15 protein-coding genes and 3 pseudogenes are annotated in these 21378 nt (G+C 67.9%); 13 read left to right on the forward strand and 5 right to left on the reverse strand.

Annotated elements, in window-relative coordinates:
• The first annotated feature begins 87 nt into the window (after window positions 1–87).
• The 4 genes from ACN6LB_RS36175 (at window position 88) to ACN6LB_RS36190 (ending at window position 7211) form a co-directional block, all read left to right on the forward strand.
• Window positions 88–681, forward strand: a complete 594-nt coding sequence (locus ACN6LB_RS36175) for a TetR/AcrR family transcriptional regulator (protein WP_445029547.1) — start codon at window positions 88–90, stop codon at window positions 679–681.
• An 825-nt stretch (window positions 682–1506) separates the two neighbouring features.
• Window positions 1507–2613 carry a helicase associated domain-containing protein gene (locus ACN6LB_RS36180; protein WP_445029548.1) on the forward strand — a complete coding sequence of 369 codons (1107 nt, stop codon included), beginning with the start codon at window positions 1507–1509 and terminating at the stop codon, window positions 2611–2613.
• A gap of 453 nt (window positions 2614–3066) precedes the next feature.
• The gene (locus tag ACN6LB_RS36185) at window positions 3067–3570 is read left to right on the forward strand and encodes a hypothetical protein (protein ID WP_445029549.1); all 504 of its coding nucleotides are present in this window, start codon (window positions 3067–3069) and stop codon (window positions 3568–3570) included.
• Between the two features lie 194 nt (window positions 3571–3764).
• The gene (locus tag ACN6LB_RS36190) at window positions 3765–7211 is read left to right on the forward strand and encodes a tetratricopeptide repeat protein (protein ID WP_445029550.1); all 3447 of its coding nucleotides are present in this window, start codon (window positions 3765–3767) and stop codon (window positions 7209–7211) included.
• 119 nt (window positions 7212–7330) lie between these two features.
• Here the strand turns inward: ACN6LB_RS36190 and ACN6LB_RS36195 are convergent.
• Window positions 7331–8260: pseudogene (locus tag ACN6LB_RS36195) on the reverse strand (ISKra4 family transposase); the annotation flags it as partial.
• A 44-nt stretch (window positions 8261–8304) separates the two neighbouring features.
• Window positions 8305–8376: pseudogene (locus tag ACN6LB_RS36200) on the reverse strand (site-specific integrase); the annotation flags it as partial.
• A gap of 365 nt (window positions 8377–8741) precedes the next feature.
• Between ACN6LB_RS36200 and ACN6LB_RS36205 the strand changes: the two are divergent.
• Window positions 8742–8915 (forward strand): DUF6233 domain-containing protein, encoded by a 174-nt coding sequence (locus ACN6LB_RS36205; protein ID WP_445029562.1) that lies wholly within the window; start codon window positions 8742–8744, stop codon window positions 8913–8915.
• Here ACN6LB_RS36205 and ACN6LB_RS36210 read toward each other — a convergent pair.
• Window positions 8899–10136 (reverse strand): IS3 family transposase gene (locus ACN6LB_RS36210; protein WP_445029551.1). Its coding sequence is split into 2 segments (ribosomal slippage): window positions 8899–9810 and window positions 9813–10136, totalling 1236 coding nucleotides; the frame shifts between segments, so codons are not numbered across the junction. The two genes, ACN6LB_RS36205 and ACN6LB_RS36210, sit on opposite strands and share 17 nt — an antisense overlap.
• Before the next feature lie 378 nt (window positions 10137–10514).
• Here ACN6LB_RS36210 and ACN6LB_RS36215 point away from each other — a divergent pair.
• From ACN6LB_RS36215 to ACN6LB_RS36240, 6 genes are all read left to right on the forward strand, one after another.
• Window positions 10515–11456, forward strand: a complete 942-nt coding sequence (locus tag ACN6LB_RS36215) for a hypothetical protein (protein WP_445029552.1) — start codon at window positions 10515–10517, stop codon at window positions 11454–11456.
• Between the two features lie 90 nt (window positions 11457–11546).
• Complete coding sequence (locus tag ACN6LB_RS36220) at window positions 11547–11837, forward strand: hypothetical protein (RefSeq protein WP_445029553.1); 291 nt, start codon at window positions 11547–11549, stop codon at window positions 11835–11837.
• 8 nt (window positions 11838–11845) lie between these two features.
• The gene (locus ACN6LB_RS36225) at window positions 11846–12793 is read left to right on the forward strand and encodes an ATP-dependent DNA ligase (RefSeq protein ID WP_445029554.1); all 948 of its coding nucleotides are present in this window, start codon (window positions 11846–11848) and stop codon (window positions 12791–12793) included.
• 455 nt (window positions 12794–13248) lie between these two features.
• Window positions 13249–13395 (forward strand): hypothetical protein, encoded by a 147-nt coding sequence (locus ACN6LB_RS36230; protein WP_445029555.1) that lies wholly within the window; start codon window positions 13249–13251, stop codon window positions 13393–13395.
• Window positions 13396–13433: 38 nt separating this feature from the next.
• Window positions 13434–15830, forward strand: coding sequence for a Helicase associated domain protein (locus ACN6LB_RS36235; protein ID WP_445029556.1), 2397 nt, complete (start codon window positions 13434–13436; stop codon window positions 15828–15830).
• A gap of 178 nt (window positions 15831–16008) precedes the next feature.
• Window positions 16009–17199, forward strand: a complete 1191-nt coding sequence (locus tag ACN6LB_RS36240; protein ID WP_445029557.1) for a hypothetical protein — start codon at window positions 16009–16011, stop codon at window positions 17197–17199.
• Window positions 17200–17405: 206 nt separating this feature from the next.
• Here ACN6LB_RS36240 and ACN6LB_RS36245 read toward each other — a convergent pair whose 3' ends face one another.
• Both ACN6LB_RS36245 and ACN6LB_RS36250 read right to left on the reverse strand, forming a co-directional pair.
• Window positions 17406–18134, reverse strand: coding sequence for a DUF5753 domain-containing protein (locus ACN6LB_RS36245; RefSeq protein WP_445029558.1), 729 nt, complete (start codon window positions 18132–18134; stop codon window positions 17406–17408).
• Window positions 18127–18978 carry a hypothetical protein gene (locus ACN6LB_RS36250; RefSeq protein ID WP_445029559.1) on the reverse strand — a complete coding sequence of 284 codons (852 nt, stop codon included), beginning with the start codon at window positions 18976–18978 and terminating at the stop codon, window positions 18127–18129. The genes ACN6LB_RS36245 and ACN6LB_RS36250 overlap by 8 nt, the downstream gene beginning before the upstream one ends.
• 263 nt (window positions 18979–19241) lie before the next feature.
• Here ACN6LB_RS36250 and ACN6LB_RS36255 point away from each other — a divergent pair, with 263 nt between their 5' ends.
• Together ACN6LB_RS36255 and ACN6LB_RS36260 are read left to right on the forward strand one after the other, a co-directional pair.
• A complete protein-coding gene (locus tag ACN6LB_RS36255; RefSeq protein ID WP_445029560.1) occupies window positions 19242–19442 on the forward strand; it encodes a hypothetical protein in 201 nt (66 codons plus the stop codon).
• 640 nt (window positions 19443–20082) lie between these two features.
• A pseudogene (locus ACN6LB_RS36260) lies at window positions 20083–20283 on the forward strand (helicase associated domain-containing protein); the annotation flags it as partial.
• Window positions 20284–21378: the final 1095 nt, after the last annotated feature.

Here is a 21378-nt window from a genome sequence, read left to right on the forward strand (position 1 = left end):
CGGGGCGATTGCCCCGGTTGCGTGATTGAATATACGGGGCGCAGGCCCCGCTTATCAACACCCCAAGTCCCAATCCCGGGAGGACACTTGACCACCGAGCGACAGCGCCCCCTGCGCGCCGACGCACGCCGCAACCGGGAACGCATCCTGGAAACCGCCCGCACAGCCTTCGCCACCGAGGGCCTCGCCGTCCCCCTCGACGAGATCGCCCGCCGGGCCGGGGTCGGACCGGGCACCGTCCACCGCCACTTCCCCACCAAGGAGGCACTGTTCGAGGCGGTCGTGCGCGAGCACCTGGAGCAGCTGACACTCGACGTCCGCGCCGCCCTGACCGAGGCCGAGGCCGGGCCGGCGTTCTTCGCCTTCCTCGCCCAGATGACCACCGAGGCCGATGCGAAGCAGGACCTGACCGAAGCCGTTACGGCGGCGGGCGGCCCCATGGGGGCCGCAACCGAAGAACTGGCAGCACAGCTACGCGAGTTGTTCGGCGCACTCCTCGCCCGCGCCCAGCAGGCCGGGGCAGTGCGCGACGACGTGGATGCAGCCGACGTGCAGGCCATCGTCGTGGCCGCACTGACGGCCGGCCGCCACCGCGGCACGAATGACGGGCCCGGGAGGCTGGCCGGGATCGTCTTCGACTGTCTGCTCCCTCGCCGCACCAACGCCGACGGGACGATATGATGCGCTTGGCTCGATGCCCCGGATTTCACCGCACGCGCTGAAATCCGTTCAGGCGCTCGCCTCTCCCCACCTCCGCAGCGGTGGTCCCAGATCGAGCCGCCCTCCGGGGCCACCGCACGGCGCCTGATCTTCACGAATCATCCGCGAACTGGGGCCAGTTGAACTCGCCTTGGTGGGGCCGATATCGAACGCCCTAGCCAGCCGTACAGGCCGCGGTGGCCGTGTGCAGGGCGAGGTGCTCCTCGACGAAGCGGCGCAGGTGTCGGCCGTGGTGTCGCGTTCCGGCTGCGCATCTGGCGCGGGCGCTGCCGTCGTGGACGGCCGGCCCTGCGGAGCTCGTCGGCTGCGCCGGTGGTGGAGGGTGGGCGCGGTGGCGGGTGGGGGTGCGGGCGTGGGGGCCGGTGTGCTGGGGCTGCCCGCGGTGCGCAGCACGGCGCGGAGGTGGGGGTGGGGAGGGGGTGCGGGTGTACCGGTCGCGGTGGGTGCGGGTGTGTGTGCGGCACGGGTGGTGGCTGCTGGATGCGGGCGACACGCAGCCGCTGCAGGGTCTGGACGTGGGGGGTCTTGAGGGGCTGGCCGGGGCGCGGTGGGTGCGGGTGGCGCGGCGGGCGGTAGGGGCGGGGGTCGATCCGGGGGCGGTGTTCGCGGTGGCGCGGGCGGTGGTGTGCGGGTGGTGGGAGCAGGAGGCGTTTTGGGAGCGGGAGCGGGTGTGGGGGCCGCGGCTGGAGCGGGTGGTGGGCGCGACGTGCCGGCGCCGGCCGGAGGCGGTGGGCCGGGCGGCGGCGTGGTGGCGGCTGCGGGTGCGGGATGCGGTCGCCTTCCCCGATGTGGTGGCCCTCGCGGGGGCGCTGGTGGATCCGGCGCTGCAGCCGCTGGTCACCGGCGGCGCGCCCCGGGCGCTGGTGCGCGGGGCGGGGCGGGGCGGGGCGGGATGGACGGTTCGCGGCGGCGCTGGACGTCCGGCTGGGGCGGGCCTGGCTGGCGGAGGTGGAACAGGCGGGCTGCCCGGGGGCCTTGGCGACGTGGATGACGGCCCTCGCGCGCGAACACCGCGGGCAGGAGACGTCGCCGCTGACGGTGCACCGCGGGGTGTGGTGGGTGCGCGCGCGGCACCGGCCGGTGGAGGCGGGCGAGGACCCGTGGCCGGCCGGGGCGAGCATCGAGGCGGTCGTGGACGCGGGCAGGCTCGGACCGGCGGGTGACGGGCCGGGAGCACGGGGTGCGGACGGAGTGCGGGTCCCGCACCGGCTGGGCGGTGGCGGCCTGCACCGGCACCGCCAGCAGCAGTTCGCCGAGGGCCTCGTCCATGCCCGCGCCTTTGCGGCCCGCCACGGGCACCTGGCCGTCGCGCACACCGGCGGCCGCGATACGGGTTTCGATCTGGGGCGGTGGCTGGCCCACCTGCGGGCCGAGGCCGGTGCGCTGAGCGCCGGGCAGGCACGGCTGCTTGCCGAGCTGGATCCGTGGTGGAATCCGCCCTGGCCGATCGACTGGCAGCGTGCCTGGCACCGCGCCCGTGCACACACCCGCGCCCACGGCCCCGTCCGCGGCGGCGACAACCTGGCGGGGCTGCCGCGCCGGCTGGCCCGGTGGCTTGAGCACCAGATCGCCCACTACCCGCACCTGGATGCCGGGCAGCAACAGCTGCTGGCCCGCCTTGGCCTCACCGCGGCCGAGGTCGAGCGCTACCGGTCGTGGCCCGGGCGGCGCCGGCCGGTCACCATCGGCCTGAAGCACGCGCGCGACTTCGCCGAACAGCACGGCCACCTCGCCGTCTCCCAGCCCGCCCGGCATGAGGGGTTCGCGCTGGGCAAGTGGCTGAACCTGCAACGCCACCGCCAAAACGCCGCTGGGTGCAGATCCTTTGAAGGGATGATCGGCTGCTCAATACCGAGGAGACGGCGCTGGCTCCGTTCGGCATTGGGTGGGTGAAGGGCTACGGCAATGGTGAGATGCGGTCGCCCGAGTTCACTGAGGATGAATATGAGAGAACTGTCGAAAGTCTGCGCGGTACTCTCTGTCTTCCTGGCTCGACGAGCTCTCCCACAGTGGACTGCCACCGTTTGCCGGCCTCGTCGGAGCTCTGCGCGAAGACCAGCACGCAGGACACGCCGGTGTTCCGCTCCTCCGCCACCGGCGTCGTCCTGATCGCCCATATCCGTCGCCGGTATGCAAGCCGGCCGGCCTCAGCACCCAAATGATCTCCGGCTGCGGATATTTTGCCAGAACCGTGAAGCTGTCCAACTTGGTACCCGGCTACGTGTACAGCTTGGTGCGCTTTGCACTGTCGGTATATGTGGGTTTTGCTGGATGTAGGGACTGAGGACCGTTCGGCTGCTCGATGTGGACGGCCGAGGTGGCCCTATCGCGGAGAGCGGTGATCGCGTGTTGGTCGAGGCGTTGACGGGCCTGGCATTGGCCGGCGGTTCCGCGGTGGTCCGGGCCGCCGGAACCGATGCGTGGAACGGCCTGCAGCGACGGATGGGGGATCTTTTCGCGCGCGGCGACGCCGCGCGCGGGGCTGCTGAGATCGAGCGGCTGGACCACACTGCGCAGGTTTTGAGCAGCGCAGGTGATATCGCCACCGAACGGCTGCGGCAGGAAGGCCTGTGGCAGGGACGGTTCGAGACTTTGCTGGAGAGCCTCGATGCCCCCGGGCAGGAACGGGCAGTTCAGCAGCTGCAGGAGCTGCTGTCGTTCGTTGCTGCTTCAACCGGTGATGTGGCCATCGGAACGGGCAAGGCCACTGCCCGGGAGGGCGGCAGCGCGGTCACCGGTGTCAAACGCACGGGCGACAGCCACTCGGGCCCGGCGACTGCGGTGAACACCGGCGACGCCGAAGCGGCAGGGACCGGTTCCAGCGCCGTCAGCGGCGTCGTCAACGAATAGCGGCCCCCGCCCTCGCCCCGACTGATCCGAGCAAGCAGGGAGTCGGCATGGTCAGGCGACCGTGGGGCAAGCACGACTCGGGCGAGGGAGCTTCTGCGCCGGCGAACGCTGCTGGGGGAAGTGGCCGCGGAGCGCAGTGGGCTCCACGTGACTCCCCCTCGGAACCTGCACCCGGAGCCCCGGGCGCCGAACAGGTGGTGATCGAGAGCGGGAACGCGACGGCATCCCATGGCGGGATCGCCGTGACCGGCATCTTCAGCCCCACCGTCAACCTGCCGCCCGAGGCGATGCGCCCCCCTGCCGAGGTGGACGCCCCCACGGGCATGGACGACCTGCCCTACCGGCCGGCGCAGTTCGTCGGCCGCACCCACGCCCTCGATCAACTGAACTCGGACCTCAGCACACCCGGCACGGTACTGGTGCACGGCCTGGGCGGGATCGGCAAGAGCACCCTGGCCGCTCACTGGGCCGCCACCCGCCCGCACGGCTGCACACCGGTCCGCTGGATCGCCGCCGACAGCCCCGCCGGGGTCCAGCAGGGCCTGGCCGCCCTCACCACCGCACTGCAGCCCGCCCTGGCCCAGGCACTGCCGACCGAGGCACTCACCGAATACGGGCTTCAATGGCTGGCCAGCCACACCGGCTGGCTGCTCGTCCTCGACAACGTCAACGATCCCGCCGACATCTCCGGGCTGATCGCCCGTGCCCACGGCGGCCGGTTCCTGATCACCAGCCGACTCACCACCGCCTGGAGCGACGCCACCACGGTGCGCCTCGACGTCCTGGACCAGGCCGAGTCCCTCGCTCTCCTCACCCGAATCACCACCGCAGCCGGCCCCCGCGACCTCGACGGCGCCGCCGACCTGTGCACCGAACTCGGCCATCTACCCCTGGCAGTCGACCAAGCGGCCGCCTACCTCGCCCAGAACCCACTGGTCACGCCCCGCGGCTACCTCCACCGGCTCACCCAGCACCCGACGGCGATGTACAGCCACGGCGGAGCCACCACCCCCGCTCAGCGCACCATCGCCCGGATCTGGAACATCACCCTGGACCAGATCACCACCCGCCAGCCCGCAGCCGCCGACCTCCTACGCACCCTGGCCTGGTACGCCCCCGAGAACATCCCCACCACCCTTGCCGACGGCTCCACCGACCCACCCGCACTGAACCAGGCAATCGGCCTACTCACCGCCTACAACTTGATCACCCCCGACCCCGGAACCGGCACACTGACCATCCACCGCCTCGTCCAAGCTGTCGCCCGAACCCCGGACACCGACGACCCCCACCGCACACGTGATCACACCGACCAGGCCCGCGAGCAGGCCACCAACAACCTGTACAACGCCCTACCCGCCACTGTTGAAGATTCCGCTACTTGGCCTGCCTGGCGCACTCTGCTGCCTCACATTGACGCCCTCTCCGACCACGCTTCCGCACAGGCCGACACGATAACAACAGCGCGCATCCTCAACAGAGCCGCAGTATTCCTCCTCGACCAGGAAATGCTCATACGAGCAACTGCACACCTCCAACGCGCCCTTGCCACCTATGAGCGCGTTCTGGGGGAGGACCACCCCGACACCTTGGGTTGCCGGAACAACCTGGCCAGTGCCTACGGCGCCTTGGAGGACCTAAAGCATGCCATTCCCCTTTGCGAGCATGTCTTGTCCGACGCCGCGCGAGTTTTCGGCGAGGACCATCCCGATACCCTGACCATCCGCAGCAACCTCGCCGCCTTCCACCTGTCGGCAGGGGACCTTCATCGCGCTATCCCCCTACTCGAGCAAAACCTCGCCGACACCCAGCGTGTTCTGGGCAGTGCCCACCCTGACGCCCTGTCCTCCCGTAACAGCCTCGCCCGTGCTTATCAGGCGGCGGGGCACGTGCGCCGTGCCATCCCGCTGTACGAGCGGACCCTTACCGACAGAATCGCGGTGCTGGGCAGTGACCACCCGCTCACCTTGAGCTCCCGCAGTGAAGTCGCCATGGCATACAAGGCCGCAGGGGATCCCGGCCGCGCCATCCCCCTGCTGCAGCAAACTGCCGCCGAAATGGTGCAAGTACTGGGCGATGATCACCCCAGGACACTGAGCTGCCGCAACAGTCTCGCGTATGCCTACCTATCGGCGGGAGATCAGGGCAGTGCCATTGCCCTACTGCAGCAGATTCTGGAGGACCGAGGTCAGGTGCTGGGCCATGACCATCCCGACACCCTTGTCTCTCGTAACAACCTCGCTTTCGCATACTCATCCGTGGGCGACTTTGACCGTGCTATCCACCTGTTTCAGCAGACAGTCACAGACATGGTGCGGTTGATGGGAGAGAACCACCCGAACACGTTGACTTCGTACAGCAACCTCGCCGCTGCCTATGAAGCGGCGGGAGATCTAGACCGCGCTATTCCCTTGAGGCAGCAGATTCTGGAGGACCGAGTTCGGGTACTGGGCCAGGACCATCCCGACACACTCAGTTCCCGCAACAACCTGGCTAACGCATATCGATCAGTGGGTGACTTGGGCAAGGCCATTCCCCTGTCCGAGCAGACGCTCACCGATACCCTGCAGGTGTTGGGCGAAGACCACCCCGACACTCTGACCTGCCGCAGCAACCTCGCCAGCGCTTACCAGGAGGCGGGGGACCCGGCCCACGCCATTCCCTTGTTCGAGCAGACCCTGGCCAGCCGGTTGCAGGTGTTGGGCGAAGACCACCCCGACACCCTGACCTCCCGCAGCAACCTCGCCCACGCCTACCAGGAGGCGGGGGATCTGGCCCGCGCCATCTCACTCCTTGAGGCAACGCTCGCGGACTGCGAGCAACTACTCGGCAGCAACCACTCGCTCACTCAGACGGTGCAAGGCAACCTCGCCGTCGTCCACGCCATTGCCTGCGATCGGGGTGAGGCGAGGGCCGCAGCCGGACCTGTACCAGCAGACGAGCGACTGGCACCAGACTCCCACGCAAGCACATCCCGAGACACCACCGCTGCTCCTCGGGACGAGTCTGCAGTCGACGCGGCTGTAAAGCTGTTGGAGGAACGAACACACGTCCTGGGATCGGCCCACCCCGATACCCTGCAAGCCTGGGCCAGCCTCGCCTACACGAGAGGTACGGCAGGAGATCCGGCGGGGGCTGCAGCCACGCAGGAGGAACTTCTGGAAGCTTGCCTGCGCGTGCTGGGCCCGGACCATTCGGACACTCTGACCACGCTGGGCATCCTCGCCCACTGGCGTGAAGAAGCGGAAGATCACTCCGGTGCCGCAGCGGCGTGGAAGAAGCTGCTTGCGGCTCGCGTGCGGGTACTGGGGCCGGGCCACCCCGACACAATCACCGCCTGGAACCTGCTGGCGTCGTCCCTGGGGAAGGCCGGAGACCCGGACGGCGCTGCTGCCGCCCTCGAAGAACTGGTGGCCGGGCGCATGCGCCTTCTGGGCCCGGACCATCCGGACGCTCTGTCCGCGCGAGGTCAACTCGCCTACTGCAAAGGTATGGCAGGCGACGCGGACGGGGCTGCGACTGCCTTTTCACAGCTGCTGGAGGACTGCCTCCGCGTCCTGGGACCGGACCACCCCGACACCCGGGCCACTCGGGAAGGCGCCGTGTACTGGCAGGCCAGCGCCGACAGAGAAACTCCCTGAATGTGACTGCCGACCATCACAGCCCCGTCCCCAGCCGCGGCAAGGAACGCCGTCGACTCGCCTGGCCAGGCGAGCCCGTCAGCAGGGATGGGTACGGATCTCTGAAGTGACGGTCGGGATCAAGCAGTGAGGTTGTAGTTCTGCTGGCCAGGGCTGGGGTAGAGGCGTTGATGTTCGCGGGCCGCATGGAAGATCCAGTAGTCCTCGAAGTCACCGTTCGTGATCAGTGCGCGGAGTTGGAGGACGGCTTCGGCGCCGGTGAGGCCCCAGCGGGCGCCGGTGATGTCGAGGCAGTCGGCGATCAGATGGCGGCAGGCGCCTTCGACGGCGCCGGTGGCGATCGGCCGGCCGGCCGCGAGGGCGATGTCGTAGTGGAGCTGGTCGAGGTGGCCGGTGAGGTAGCGGTGGCAGGCATCGACGGCTCCTCGCCGATTGGCGGAGAAGCCGTCCCGGTTGGCCTGGGTGGTCATCTCCTGGGCGGCGTGGTCTGCTTGGCCTGCAAGGATCGTGGTCAGATGGCCGGCGGCCCAGGCGTCGGCCGCGGCGGTGCCGGGCTTGTGGAAGGCATGAGCGGCATCCCAGACGTACTCGGTGACGTGCACGAAGTCGAGGAGCACGTTGATCGTGCAGCCGCGACGGTCGGCCTCGCGCTGGATCAGGTCGAGTTGGTGGCGGGCGCCGTCGACCAGGATCACCCAGCACCGGTGGTGGCCGGGATCTCGGGCTTCGGCTTGGGCGAAGACATCGGCGATGACCTTCTCGGTCGGGTGGACGAGGGAAGCGGTGCACCACTTTCGCTCCGCTGCCGGGCCCCGGCGGACCTGGCGCCGACTGCTGCGGCCGCCGGGTGGATGGATCACATCGTGCGGGCGCCTGGGGGCCGGGATGGCGTCGAAGAGGCAGGCCACGGTAGCCATCCGCTTGCGATTGGGTTTCTCTCCCGGTGCGAGTCTGCTGCGGTGCCCGACCTCGGCGGCGAGGCGGGCTCTTTGGGTGGCAGGTCGCAGAGCCTCGGGCCGCATGACGACACCCTTGCCGTCGACTTCCATGGCCAGCAGGACGTCCCGGCCATCCAGCGAGAGAAGTCTCTGGCTTCAACCCGCGTTGCCTCGTTCCATGGCACGTCCTCAGCCCAGAGGAACCGGAACCATCGCAGCAGGTCCATACCGTACGAGCGGATCGTGGTAGCTGACCTGGAAGCACCTTGCAGATCCGCGAAGAAGGATCGCGCTGGCACGACGACAGCCTCTTCGAGGTCGAGGAGCATGTACGGCTCCCACTGATCACCGGTCTCGTGCAGACGGCCGATCTCAGGTAACTCAAAGCATGCCAAGTCCCGTTGGGCACCTGCTGGTTCAGCCATGGCCGGGAAGCTAGCAGAACATCAGCTGACCTGCAGAGACTCCCTTCTTAGTTCAGTCAACATGCCAAGACCTCGGGCGCACCCGACGGTGGATCGCAGCCGAGGAACAGCGCGAGCAAGAGCGGCAGCGGGGCATCCAGGCTCGGCCGGCCGAGCCTGACTGGCTGATCGAGCGGGGCATCGGCGAGGGACCCGCCGTGTACGTCCACGTCGGCGGATGCCACATGGCAGGCAAACGCAGCGAAGGCGTCGCACGGGATCAGGCGCTCCGTGCGCTCACCGACGGTGGGCCTTCCCCCGTGATGGTGGGCACGCGGTTATTGATCACGCGGCGAGCGTGAGTTTAGCGGTGTGGTGTCGGTGTTCGTATTCGTTGGGGCTGAGGTGGCCGTTGGCGGAGTGCCGGCGGCGGGTGTTGTAGCGGGTCAGCCAGGCGAAGACGGTGCGGCGGCAGGTGTCGGTGTCGCCGTAGTTGTGGGCGCCCTGGAGGGTCTCGCGTTTCAGGGAGGCGTGGAAACTCTCGCAGGCCGCGTTGTCCGCGCTGGTGCCGACCACGCCCATCGACCGGGTGACCCCGAACTGGTCACAGAGACCGGCGAAGGCCCTGGAGCCGTATTGGGCTCCGTGGTCGGAGTGGAACACGGCGCCGTCCAGGCGGCCTCGGGTCGAGGCTGCCATCCGCAGTGCGTCGGCGACCAGGTCGGTGCGCATGTGGTTGGCGATGGACCAGCCGACGACCTTGCGGCTGAAGCAGTCCAGCACGGTCGCGAGATAGAGGAACTCCCCGTTCTCCAAAGGGAGATAGGTGATGTCGCCCATGTATTTGCGCCCTGGCTCGGTGGCGGTGAAGTCTCGCTGGAACAGGTCCGGAACCTGTGAGGCTGCCGGGTCGGGGACGGTGGTGCGGACGCGTCTGCGCAGGCGGATACCGGTGATGGAGAACGTCCGCATGATCCGGGCGATGCGCTTTTCGTTGACCTGCCGCCCCTTCTCGCGGAGTTCGGCCGTGATGCGCGGGGAGCCGTAGGCGCCGCCGGACTCGCCGTGGACCTCACGGATCTCCTCTGCCAGGGTCCGGTCCTGGTGCTGCCGGGCGGCCCTCGCCTCGGCGCCGGCGAGCCACTTGTAGTAACTGGACCGGTTCACGTCCAGGACCTGGCAGAGCCGCTTCACCTCGTAGGTGTCCCGGTGGTCGTCAACGAACTGGAAGCGGCTGATCACCAGTTCGTCTCTCCGGCGAAATACTTGGCCGCCCTGCGGAGGATGTCCCGCTCGGTGGCGAGCTTGCGCTCACTCGCCTCGAGCTCGGCCACCCTCGCCTCCAGCTGCCGCACTCGCTCGTCCGGATCAGCGGACGCCACCGCCTCCCGAGGCCGGGCGCCCGGCTTCGCAACCGCGGCGGCAACGCCACGGCGTTCGCGGTCGCGCAGCACCCACTCCCGCAGGGTGGCCCGGTTGATGCCCAGGTCAGCGGCAATGCTCTTGTACGTCGCCCCGGGTGTGGACTCGTACAGGGCCACGGCATCGGCCTTGAACTCGTCCGAGTAGTCCTTCATCGCCATCGGCGGTCTTCTCGCTTCCTCCGGATCAAGCAGATCCAGTATCAGCGTGTCCACCACTCAGGGGGAGGCCCCCCTGTCGGCGGGCTGTGACCAGGACTTTCATCGATCAATCTTCGATGGCACGCGCTAAATCGGTGGCACAAGACATCCCACTGTCCTGTGTCATCTCACCTTGAGCGTGTGCCATGGAGTGTTGAGTGGGGCGGCTCAAAGCCAGGACTGTCGACCGACGGCCAGCGGCGATCGGTGAGTTGGGGCCTGCTCCGCCCGCTTGGGTGGGCAAGGCACCCCCGCCAGAGTCATGATGGGGCCGCGTTGCGTCGAGCACTGCTGGTGTAGGAGGGGTCTCGCATGAGTGGAGACGGTCGGAAGCTGGTCATGACCTCGATCGCCATCGTGGTCATTGTCGCCGTTTTGCCTGCGGTACTTCTGCTCGGTCCATTCTTCGGGAGCGGTAGTACCTCTCGACTTGCGGCCGTCCTCACGTTCACCGGGGTCCTCGTCGGTGCATCGGTCTCTCTGATCGGATACGTCCTGAACCACCGGACCGAACGCCGCCTGGGACAAGAGCAAGAAGAGCAGCGTCGTCAGCTCAGGCTGGACGCAGCGATGCGTGCCGGACAGCTGGTCTCCCCCACCGAATCGGGGCCCGCACACCCAGCAGCTCTTGCCTCGGGGCTCCTCGCGCTCACCAAGCTCGATTACGCCGATCTCGCCGTGGCGCTGCTTGTGGACTTGTGGTCGGACGACGAGAGCGAGGGCAAGATCTCGGATGAGACAGCCATTTTGGTGATCGACGCCGCGCTGCGCTCAACGTCCTCCAGCGCCCAACTCGTCGCAGCGGAGCTGCTGTGTCGCAACGCCGAAAGTCTCGACGCCTGCCAGTCCCTGCACTGGCCGAGCTCGGTGGACGGCTGCTGGATCCCCTCCTTCAGTCCCAGGACCAAGCTCCTCATCGTCGAGGCACTGGTGAGGATGACCAAGACAAGCCCAGCAGAAGAGGGTGCCCTGCGCTCGGTCGCTGTGCGCCTCTACGGCATCTGGCGAGACGATCCCGATGAGCGAGTAAAGGGGTGCATCGGCAAGCTCATTGGGAAGATCGTCGAGCGGCTCCGTGACTTCCACTACAGGGACTTCGTCCACGGTTCGCAAATGGTAACGATCGACGACCTGGATCGTGCGGCGAGGAGCGCCTCTGAGAATCCTGATGGCTACCTGGCGAAGCTCTCGGACGGCCTCGGCGAGCACCTCTGCGAATGGGCCGCTTCCTGCCGTCCGCAGCCTTTGCGACCGGGAGCTCTGTCCACGGCAGCGATGTAGCCGAGGCGGAAGTCTTCTTTGGCACGCACTCAAGCTTCGCTGTCACGGAACACCCCCATACCTCGTTGACCGCGTGTGACGACAGCTGCGATGACCGACGCTCTCGAGCGGGATGCCCGCGCGCTCCTTGAGGAGTACGACGGCGGGGCCTGGTCCCCGAACGCAGGCGAGCTTCTGCTCGCCGAAGGGCTGGCCCGTGCGCAGTGGAGCGGGCCGGCCTTCCGGGCCTCGCTGCGCGATGTCCCGCAGGCCGTGCGGAGCGGCCGCCTGATCGACGTCCTCGATCCGGCGACGGTGGTCCTGGAATCCGCCGACACCTCCCCCACCCGGCCCGGGCTGCTCGCGCTGCGCCGGCTGGTGGACGCACTCGCGGCCGGATAGGGGCCAGCGTGCCGCCCTTCGACCTTCCCGTGTCCCTGGCCCTGTGCCGATCCGTCGATCAAGTCCGCGGCGGCCCCCACATCGCTGCTCTCGAGCCCAAGTTCGACGGATGGCGCTGCCAGGTCCGCACCGGCGCGGGCCGGTTGTGGAGCCGGCACGGCACCGACTTGAGCACCTCGTTCGCGGACATCGCGCAGGCGTCGCGTGCGCTGCCGGACTGCGTGGTGGACGGTGAACTGGTGGCGGTCCTCGACAGCGGCGAGCTGGCGTTCGAAAAGCTGCAGTCCCGCTCCGGGCGCGGCCCCCGGCCGGGCGAGGGCTTCACCGTGCACCTGGCCGCGTTCGATGTTCTGGCCGTCGGCGACGCGGACTGGCGGCCGAGGCCGTACGCGGAGCGCCGCGGGCGGCTGCTGGATCTGCTGGAGAACGGGCCGCTGGCGATCCGTCCTGTACCGGTCACCGACGACGTCGCGACGGCCCTGGACTGGGTGGGCGCCCTGAACGGCGTGGAGGGCGTCGTGATGAAACCGAACCGGCCCTACGTAGCGGGCCGCAACTCGGGCTGGCTGAAGTGGCGGCAGATGCACACCAGCGAGGCCGCGGTCCTCGGGGTGAGCGGCCGTACCCCCGCCACCCAGTGCCTCATCCTCGGCCTCCCGCACACTGGCGGCCGCATGCGGGCCGCGGGGGTGAGCCTTCCTCTCGGCCAAGCGGTACGGCGCGAGCTGCTCCCGCTGCTGCGGCCGGCCGGGGACACGGAAGCGGAACTGCCCGGGAGTGTGGGCGGCTTGCCCGGAGCCGATCCGGTGCACTACCGGCCCGTGATCCCCGTGGTGGTCGTAGAGATCGAGGCCGATCAGAGCGGCCCCCGCGAGTTCGGGCGGTTCCGCCACCGCCCCCGCGTACTGCGCGTCCGCGGCGACCTCACAGTCGACGACCTGCCCACCGCGCCGTGAGCCGGCGTCATTCGACGCGAGGGTGTGCATCACGGCCGACCCTCAACCGCATGCTTGACGGCGACCATCTCGCCCTCGAGGATCTCGCTGATCGCCTGTGTGCTCAGCGCACCACGCGATCGGCGGGCACGGGAGTGTGCGGGGCGCACGGCAAGAGGCCGCGGCAGGCGAAATCCCCGCGTCGTCATCCATGCAGGTTCCTCTCATCCGGGTTCGGTCAAAGACAAGCGCTCAGCTCGCCCGCTTGGTCGCCACAGACAGTCTCGGCCTTCGCCTTTGGGCAAGGTCAAGAGTCATGAGGGCGTGGGGCCGTCCCTTGCTGACTGGCCTCGCATCCGCTGCCGCCAGAAGGGCCACGCCCGGGGATGGAAGGTGGTGCCAGTTGAAGTTCCTGCGGACGGCCCGGGTTCGAGAACACGCGCTGAACGAAGCCAACACGCCGCGTACGGTCGCGGGTGTCGCCCGGCTTCGCGGTGAGCGTCAAGCTCAACTCGGCCGACTTCCAGCGCGGCGGGTTCACCGAGGATGAGGCCCGCGAAGTGGTCGCGGCGCTGGCGCGAGAAGGCGTCGTCCTGATCGAAGTCAGCGGCGGATCATTCTGACTGACGCACAGAGTTCGGCGAAAAGGAGATCACGAGACATGGCCGTGAAGTTGCGTGACCATCAGATCGAGGCCGTGAGTGCCATCGTGCGCGGTCTTGATGTCCCGCCGGGCGGTATTCCTTTTCGTGGTCTGCGCGGGCAGGTGCACGCCGCGTGCGGGACGGGGAAGACTTTGATGGCGGCCGCGTCGGCGAAGCGGCTGGTGCCCCGGGGGCGTGTCCTGGTCGTGGTGCCGACGCTGGATCTTCTGGCGCAGACGGTGAGGGCGTGGCACGAGGCGGGGCACAGGGGGCCGGCGGTCGCGGTGTGTTCGCTGCAGGATGATCCGCAGTTGTGGGGTCTGAAGGTGCGCTCCACGACGAACCCGGTGCAGTTGGCGCTGTGGCACGGGTCCGGGCCGGTCACCATCTACGCGACGTATGCGTCGCTGGGGGTGCTGGCGGAGGCCTTCGAGGGCGCCTACGGGCAGCAACTGGCGCCGGTGGACCTCGCGGTGGTCGATGAGGCGCACCGGACGTCGGGCTCGATGGGCAAGGCGTGGGCGGACATCCACGATCAGAGTGTCATCCCGGCGCAGCGGCGGCTGTATCTGACGGCGACGCCGCGGATCTGGGAAGAGCGGCTCAGCCGGGAGGTTGCCGAGGGGGTACGGGACCCGCTGCCGCGGGAGTTGGCGGCGAGCATGGACGACGAGGCCGTGTTCGGGCCCGTGCTGTACAAGCTGTCGCTCGCGTCGGCCGTCTCCCGCGGCCTGCTGGCGCGGTATCAGATCATCGTGCTGGAGCTCAAGGACCCCGTCGTCACGCCCGAGCGGTTGGGCATGGAGCGGCGCGGCGAGGAGGTGCGGGGGCAGCGGCTCGGAGCCCTGCAGGCCGCGCTCCTGCACACCATGAGCCAGCATCAGCTCCAGACCTGCATCACCTTCCACCACCGCACCATAGAGGCACAGGCGTACGCGGAAGGCCTGGAGAGCGTGGCCGCCAAGCTGCACGCTGACCAGCCCGAGACGTACCCGTCGAAGATCTGGGCCGACTGGCTGTGCGGGGAACACGTCCCCGAGCGCCGGCGCGGAGTCCTGAGCGAGTTCGGCACCACCGCGCAGCGGGCCGTGCTCTCCAACTGCCGGGTCCTGGGTGAGGGCGTCGACATCCGGGCCGTGGACAGCGTCGCCCTCCTGGACCCCAAGGGCGCGCCGCACGACATCGTCCAGGCCATCGGCCGGGCGCTCCGGCAGAAGCCGGGGCAGGGGAAGTTGGCCTCTTTGATCGTGCCCGTCTTTCTCCAGCCCGGGGAGAAGCCGGAGGACATGTTCACCTCCGGCTCGTACCGGCCCCTGGTGAAAGTACTCGAAGGACTGCGCGCTCACGACGAAGAAGCCATCGAACTCCTCGCCATCCCCCAGGAGCCGCAGACGGACGTCGCCCAACCGTCCGTGAACATCGGCCCGCCACCTGGGGAAGGCGAAGACGAATCCCGTCTCCTGCTCCGTTTCGCCGCCCCACGCGACCCGGTCATGGTCGCGGACTGGGTGTCCTTCAACATCATCGACACCGAGAAGCAGGACTGGGCACGCGGCTGGGCGAACCTCAAGAAGTTCACCGAACGTGAGGGTCATGGCCGGGTTCCCTACGGGCACCGCGAGGGACCATTCCCCCTTGGACAGTGGGTCGCAGAACAGCGACGCGCCTACGCAGCCGGGCAGATGACCGGCCAACGCGCCCAGCGTCTGGAAAAGCTCGGCATGGTCTGGTCCCTGGCCGATGAGCGGTTCCAGGAGAACCTGGAAGCCGCGAAGGCCTACTACGAGCAGCACTGGACCCTCTGTGCTCCGAGGCCCGCCGTGGCCCTGGACAGGCCGGTAGGACAGTGGTTGAGCAACCTGCGCCGCCCGGGTGCACTGGAGGACCACCCCGAGTGGAAGACGGCGCTGGAGTCAGTCGACGAGGACTGGAACCCGTCGTGGCCGGCCGACTGGCAGCGGCACTACGCCGCACTGCGGGAACTGGTCCGCGATGAGGACCAGGCCGACATCGTTCTCCCCGGTGTCACCGTGCATGGGATGGACGTCGGCAAGTGGCTGGCCCGGCAGCGGACGCCCAAGGTCTGGGAGGCTCTCGCGGCCGGGCAGCGCGAGCGCCTGGAGCAACTCGGCATCACACCGCCGGCCCCGGAGCCGGAGGAACCCGCAGCCCCCCAAAGCGCCCTGAGCGCCTTCGAGCGGGGCGTAGCGGCCCTCGCCCAATACAAGGCACGGGAAGGGCACCTGACGGTGCCCAGGGGGCACGTAGAGCCGTTGGAGGACGGGACTGAGGTCCGGCTCGGCGTGTTTCTGAGTAACAGCAAGAGCAGGCGCGGGAAGCTGACGGCGCATAAGCTCGCCGCGCTCACCGCACTAGGGCTCGACTGGGCGGTCACAGAAGGGGCGGAGCGTTGAGCGTGCCGTCATTGCCCCGCGCACTTCGGGGCTCAGGCGCCGTAGGAGACGTCGGCCGCCCCGGGGCGTGCTCTGCGCATCCGGTTGGCGGGACGCTCCCCTGCTCAGTAAAGTCGCTACCAATCCTGTTTTTGCGGCACTACCGTTCCTTTTAGGACAACGTCACTAAGAGGCACGCATGTTGCAGATGCTGGACGATCAGCCTTCGCAGTTCGCTGTGTATATACGCGGACTCGACTCTGGGCACCGTCAGGCCCTTCAAATCGATGACTCGGTGCTGGTGGTCGTCGAGATCGTGGTTTCGTTGTGTCGGCAGTTCTGCGCCTCAAGTGACGAGCGCCCGTGGGCAGACCGCCTGGCGGACGCCATATCCGACGAACAGCAGGGCGAGTTGGATCGGCTTGCCGCGGACTTCGCGAGGGTCATGCAGAGCGGTGCTCTGGAGCAGTGGCAGCGACGCCTGCGGCAAGCCGGTTTCCAGGGCTTCGCCAAGCGCCTCCTGGGCGCAGCGGAGTACCGATCTGCCGTCGATGCCTTGAAGGCCGACGGCGCGGTCGTCGCGCTGGCTCTGCGACGGCTGTTGCGCAGTCTGGCGCCCTACGCGGCCGCCTGGACGGACATGGTCGGCGCTATGTCACCAGATCAGGTGCGCGCTATGAAGGGGGGCGAGGCGTTGGCCGCCAACGGGTTGCGCATGCTGGTGCAGCTTGATGCGTTTCTCGGCGAGAAGGTCCTGGCGCCGCTGCCAATGGAGGTTACTCCGGCGGCCGCCACCGATCTGGCGAGTTGGAGTGAGCAAGATCTGGAGGAGATGGCGCAACGTCTGCGCCTTGATGTCTCCTCCAAATCGGTGGACCGGGTGGGCCGGTCCAGCGCGACGTTGGTGCGCAAACTGCGAGGTGCTCGCGCGGCTCTCCGGCTAGCCGACGACGGAATTTCCCAGGCCGCGAACTCGCTCGTCGAGCTGCTCGACCGGATGATGCGTGAGGCGTTTCCACCGCCGCAGGTTCTTGCGTGGATCGACGCCAACCTGCCCGATGAGCCTGATCTCACCCACACGGACAAGGACGGCGTGGTCAAGCCGACGAAGTACGGGGAAGCGCTCTGCTTCTTCTTCGGCGGTACGCCCATCCCTGAGTCGTACAACGCTGAGGGCGGTCGAAATCCGCAGGCGATGCTGATACCCAAAGTCTTCGCCACCGTGCTGAGGACAGCGCGGAACCGCCTCTCCAAAATCAAGCACACAGATGCCGGAACGGCTGAGGAGCGCGAGATAGTAGTCGGCTTGATGACAGCCGTGGAAGCGGCCCTGATGCTTGGCCTGACCCTAGGCGGGCCGCGCTACGCGGAATCACCTCCTACAGCTTGAACGTGGGGCGCTAAGCCGTCGTGCCTCTACCCGGTCGGCGTCCGCATCCCGCTTCAGCGGTCTAAGGACGCCGACTCTCTACTGCCGTCTCCCACATTCCACCACTGCCGCGGACAACTGATCCTGCAACATCTTCGGCAACGGCTATGGTCCGTGACAAGTGATACTGGCGTCTGAGGATCAGCCTGGGAATGGCAGACCGGAACTCAACTCAGCTGCACCAGCCCGCGCAGCAGGTCGCGACTCTCAGCTGGGCCAGGGCTGTGCTGCTGCAGCTCCATCATCGCAATCTCGTACTGGCGAACGTCCCCTGGCTTGTTCACGTAGAGGGCGCTGGCAAGCTGCTCCACATAGACCACGTCCGAAACATCGCTTTCCGGAAAGCTCAGAATGGTGAAGGCGCCGGACTCGCCCGAGTGGCCACCGAAGCTGAAGGGCATGATCTGCAGGCGCACGTTGGGCAGCTCGGACATCTCGATCAGGTGCTGGAGCTGGCCGCGCATCACCCCGCGGTCGCCGTAGGGGCGGCGCACGGCGACTTCGTCCAGGACGACGTGGAGCTCCAGGGCGTTCTCGGAGAAGAGGCGCTTCTGCCGTTCGAGACGCACCGTCAGCTGCCTTTCCACATCGGCCTCCGGCACCCGCTTCATGCCGCCCCGGATGACCGCATGGGCATATGCCTCCGTCTGCAGCAGGCCATGCACGAGCTGCACCTCGTAGGAGCGGACCAGCGAGGCCACGTTCTCCAGGCCGAAGTACGTCGGGAACCAGTTGGGCAGCCCGTCCGAGTAGTTGTCCCACCATCCGGCGCTGGCGATCGCCCGTACGGCCCGAGCCCGGTAGGCCGGCGTGCGGGCGCGGAGTTCGCGGGCCCCGCGGCTCCCCAGGGACGTTCCCTCCAGCAGCGCGTCGAAGTCGTCGTTCCGGTCAGCCATGGAAGCCTCTTTCTTCGCGCTGCTTCGCTTTCGTCCGCCACCGGTACAGCAGGCCTTCGACCGCGCGGATCGACTTGGCGTCCACGAGCTGCTGGATCTCCTCCTGGGTGTAGCCGTCGATCGTCAGGGCAACGGCGGCCCGGGTCCGCGGGTCGCCGATGTCCCGGAGGTCCTGGAGAACGCGCAGCCTGCCCAGCACATCGTCGGCGATGCCACGCACGACGAACCTGTCCTCGGTGGTGATCTCCTCGGTGGCCCGGCCGCGGTGCCACCGCTTCTGCTGCACGCGGTGGCGACGGTACTCGTTGGGGAACTCGTAAGCGGAGGCGCCCATGAAGTACGTGGCGATGCTGGCGCCGCCATCGGTCCGCCAGCCGGTCTCGACCAGGGCACGCTGGCGGAAGACTGGAAGGGCCCGGGCGACGGTCATCATCGCCAGCTCCTCGCGCAGATCGCTGTCGTGGGCCAGTTCCTCAAGCTCCAACTCATGTGGCTTAAGGTCGAACCCACGCGAGGCGACGAGCTTGAACACGTAGCCGGAGTACAGCCAGCCCCGCAGCACTGAGATCCCGTACCGGGCGAGCTCCTCCTCGAAACGGTCGTAGTGGGCCCCAGCGAAGCCGCTCTCGGACAGCAGGCTCACTATCTGCTGGTCGGCCATCCGTCGGTCCAGGTTTTCCTGCAGCCTTTTGGCCTGCCGTGCTTCGACGGGGTTCATCTCACGCTGGGCTTCGAGAGGCACGGGCGCGCCGAGATGCAGCCCCTGCTCGCCTACAACAGGTTGTAGGTGCCGGGCGCGCGCGGCGGCGGACCCTCGGCCCGCCGCCTCGTCGTCGCCCCTCATTGCCTCCCCTTTCGGTTGTCGCCACCGCCCCCGAACAGCACGGGGGCGGCTCCGTCCCCTGCCTCCCCAGCCCGCCGCAAGCTTCCGAACTGGTCCGGCAGAGCACGAAGACGCCCCCTTGTAAGTCGTCCGCCGTCGGGCACCCCACGGACTTTTTCAAGATTTTTTCGGGTGGGTCGCAGCGCAGAAATCAACCGTGGGGTGCCGACCCGACCGCGACGTATGAGCGGACACCATCATCGCCAACAACCCCTGGAGAGCACGTGAGTTCGCCTGCGCCCCCGCCGCCGGATCCGCCCTTCATCAGCATGCACACGGCCGTCGTCCTCCTGACTGCAATCGTGGTCGGGCTGGTCATCGGCGGGCTGACCTTCCTCTCGGACTTCTCCGTCCCCGGAGCGGTCCTGGCGGGGCTGGGAGCCGGGGGGCTCAGCGTGCCGGTGCTGCGCTCGCTGATCCGCTGACGTCGGCGTCTGCTCTATCGCGTGGGCTGCCCTGCCCGCCTACCGGCCGTCGGCTGCGTCCAGGACCTCGATCCGCTGTCCGGACCGCCTGCGCGGCGATGCGCCGCCGTTCCTGCCCAACGCTGCCGCAACGGCAATGCCGCGCGGCTGAATTTCAAAAACTTTCGTCGCGAGCGCTGGAATCTCAGACGACTTACGCATACGGCAGGCGACCGCGCTACAACTCGTATCGCCAAAGGCTGCTGAGCAGCACACCGGAGAGAGCTATGCCGACGAAGCCCGCCAGGCCTCGCCCCCGCAACATCGAGCTGCTGAGCACGCTCCCGACCGAGATCCGCAACCAGGTCGAGCGGGTCGAGGCCCTGCGCGCAAGAACTTCACGGGGCCTGGGTACGAGCTCTTGGCCGACGAGCTGTTCCGGTACGCGTACGCGCCACTGATGGCAAAGATGGGCAGCGGTGAGATCGCCGCTCTGGCGGGCGACTCGCTCACCCCCTCGTGCTATCCCCCGACGAGTTCCAGACGCTCCGCAGCAGCCAGGCGGACCGGGACGAGCCCACGGTGCACACCATCGCGGCTGCGCTGCAGACCTTCCGCCGCCGGGCTCTGGGCGATGGGCTGTGGCGGCCGGAGGAGAACCGAACGAGGTGTAGCGACCCTCGCCCAATACAAGGCACGGGAAGGGCACCTGACCGTCCCAAGAGGACACACAGAGACGCTGCCGGATGGATCAGAGGTGAAGCTGGGGGTATTTCTGTCGAACACGAAGTCGAGGCGCGCAAAGCTGACCGCGGACAAGCTCGCCGCACTCGCCCACCTCGGGCTCGACTGGGCGGCATAGGGAAAGCTGCTGTGGGAGCGGGCCGCTACAGCCGACGGACTGTCGGCTGTAGCGGCCCGCCCCCACCTTCCGGCAGTGGCCTTATCGTCGGCTGCCGCCAACGACACCACTGCGTTCCGTCAGTGACTAGATACTCCCGTACACGGCCGTCCCGAACGGGCCTCGGCTGGTAACACCCGTAGTCGGCCGAACTGTTTCCGCCTCCGTCTTCGATCGGAATCCGCCCCGAGCGGGTGAGAACTCGCGCCCCGGCGTGGTGGACTGCAGGAACGGGGGCTCATCGCCCCTGCGCGGAAATCAGAACCCGTCGTTCTCGCACTGAGTGGCGCTGCCGTACCAGACGGTGCCGTTTTGCTCGAATCGAGCATCGGCCCTTGTGCACCATTTCTGGTTGCCTGTGCGATTGGTTCCGACGGCTGTGTCGCTTCCGTGGGTCGTGAAGTACCACGACTGGTTGGTGTGGCCAGCCGTGGATCCGTCCCGTGTGAGCCATACATCGAATTTCACGATGTCGACGGGATCATCGCAGGAAAAGCTTCCCGTCGCGTACACATTCGGACTGCTGTACCAGGGCTCATTGGCGATGACGTAGCAGTCCGCAGGAGCCGCCTGTCCGCCACGGGCATGTGCGGGGCCGGACAGCATTGCTGTGAGCGCAACACCTGCTCCTAATGCCGCAAGAAACCGAGTAGAACGAACCATCTTGTCTCCTCTGAGTACTTTTTCCGATCCTGTTTTGCGAGGCGTACTGGGGATCGGCCTCCGCCGTCATCTCTGCACGGTGGAGGCCGATCCCGCTCCCCCCTGAAGTGCGAGCCCCGTGACCGTCCGACAGTGCGTCGTCAGACCGAGCTTCTCGGGCCCCGCGACATCAAGTTCAGCGGCCGGCGCATTGTTCGGCAGGGCTGACCCAACGGCCAAACAATGGCCGGACACGATCTTTGCGGGGGTATGAGGGGTGCGTAGGTTGGCCGTCCGGGCTGGTACGGGGTGCGGCTAAGAAGTCATCTCAATTGGTGACTGGTGGCGTGGATAGTGGCTGGCAGACGTGCTGTGGTGGCGGTTGAATGCGTCGGTGAGTGACTACTGGACACC

The organism is Streptomyces sp. SAS_270, assembly GCF_052543295.1.

Excerpts from the sequence above, each read along its gene's own strand:
- ACN6LB_RS36250 (WP_445029559.1), bottom strand. The coding sequence starts at position 18,978 with ATGAGGGGCGACGACGAGGCGGCGGGCCGAGGGTCCGCCGCCGCGCGC.
- ACN6LB_RS36240 (WP_445029557.1), top strand. The coding sequence starts at position 16,009 with ATGTTGCAGATGCTGGACGATCAGCCTTCGCAGTTCGCTGTGTATATA.
- ACN6LB_RS36180 (WP_445029548.1), top strand. The coding sequence starts at position 1,507 with ATGTGGTGGCCCTCGCGGGGGCGCTGGTGGATCCGGCGCTGCAGCCGC.
- ACN6LB_RS36220 (WP_445029553.1), top strand. The coding sequence starts at position 11,547 with ATGACCGACGCTCTCGAGCGGGATGCCCGCGCGCTCCTTGAGGAGTAC.
- ACN6LB_RS36215 (WP_445029552.1), top strand. The coding sequence starts at position 10,515 with ATGACCTCGATCGCCATCGTGGTCATTGTCGCCGTTTTGCCTGCGGTA.
- ACN6LB_RS36235 (WP_445029556.1), top strand. The coding sequence starts at position 13,434 with ATGGCCGTGAAGTTGCGTGACCATCAGATCGAGGCCGTGAGTGCCATC.
- ACN6LB_RS36245 (WP_445029558.1), bottom strand. The coding sequence starts at position 18,134 with ATGGCTGACCGGAACGACGACTTCGACGCGCTGCTGGAGGGAACGTCC.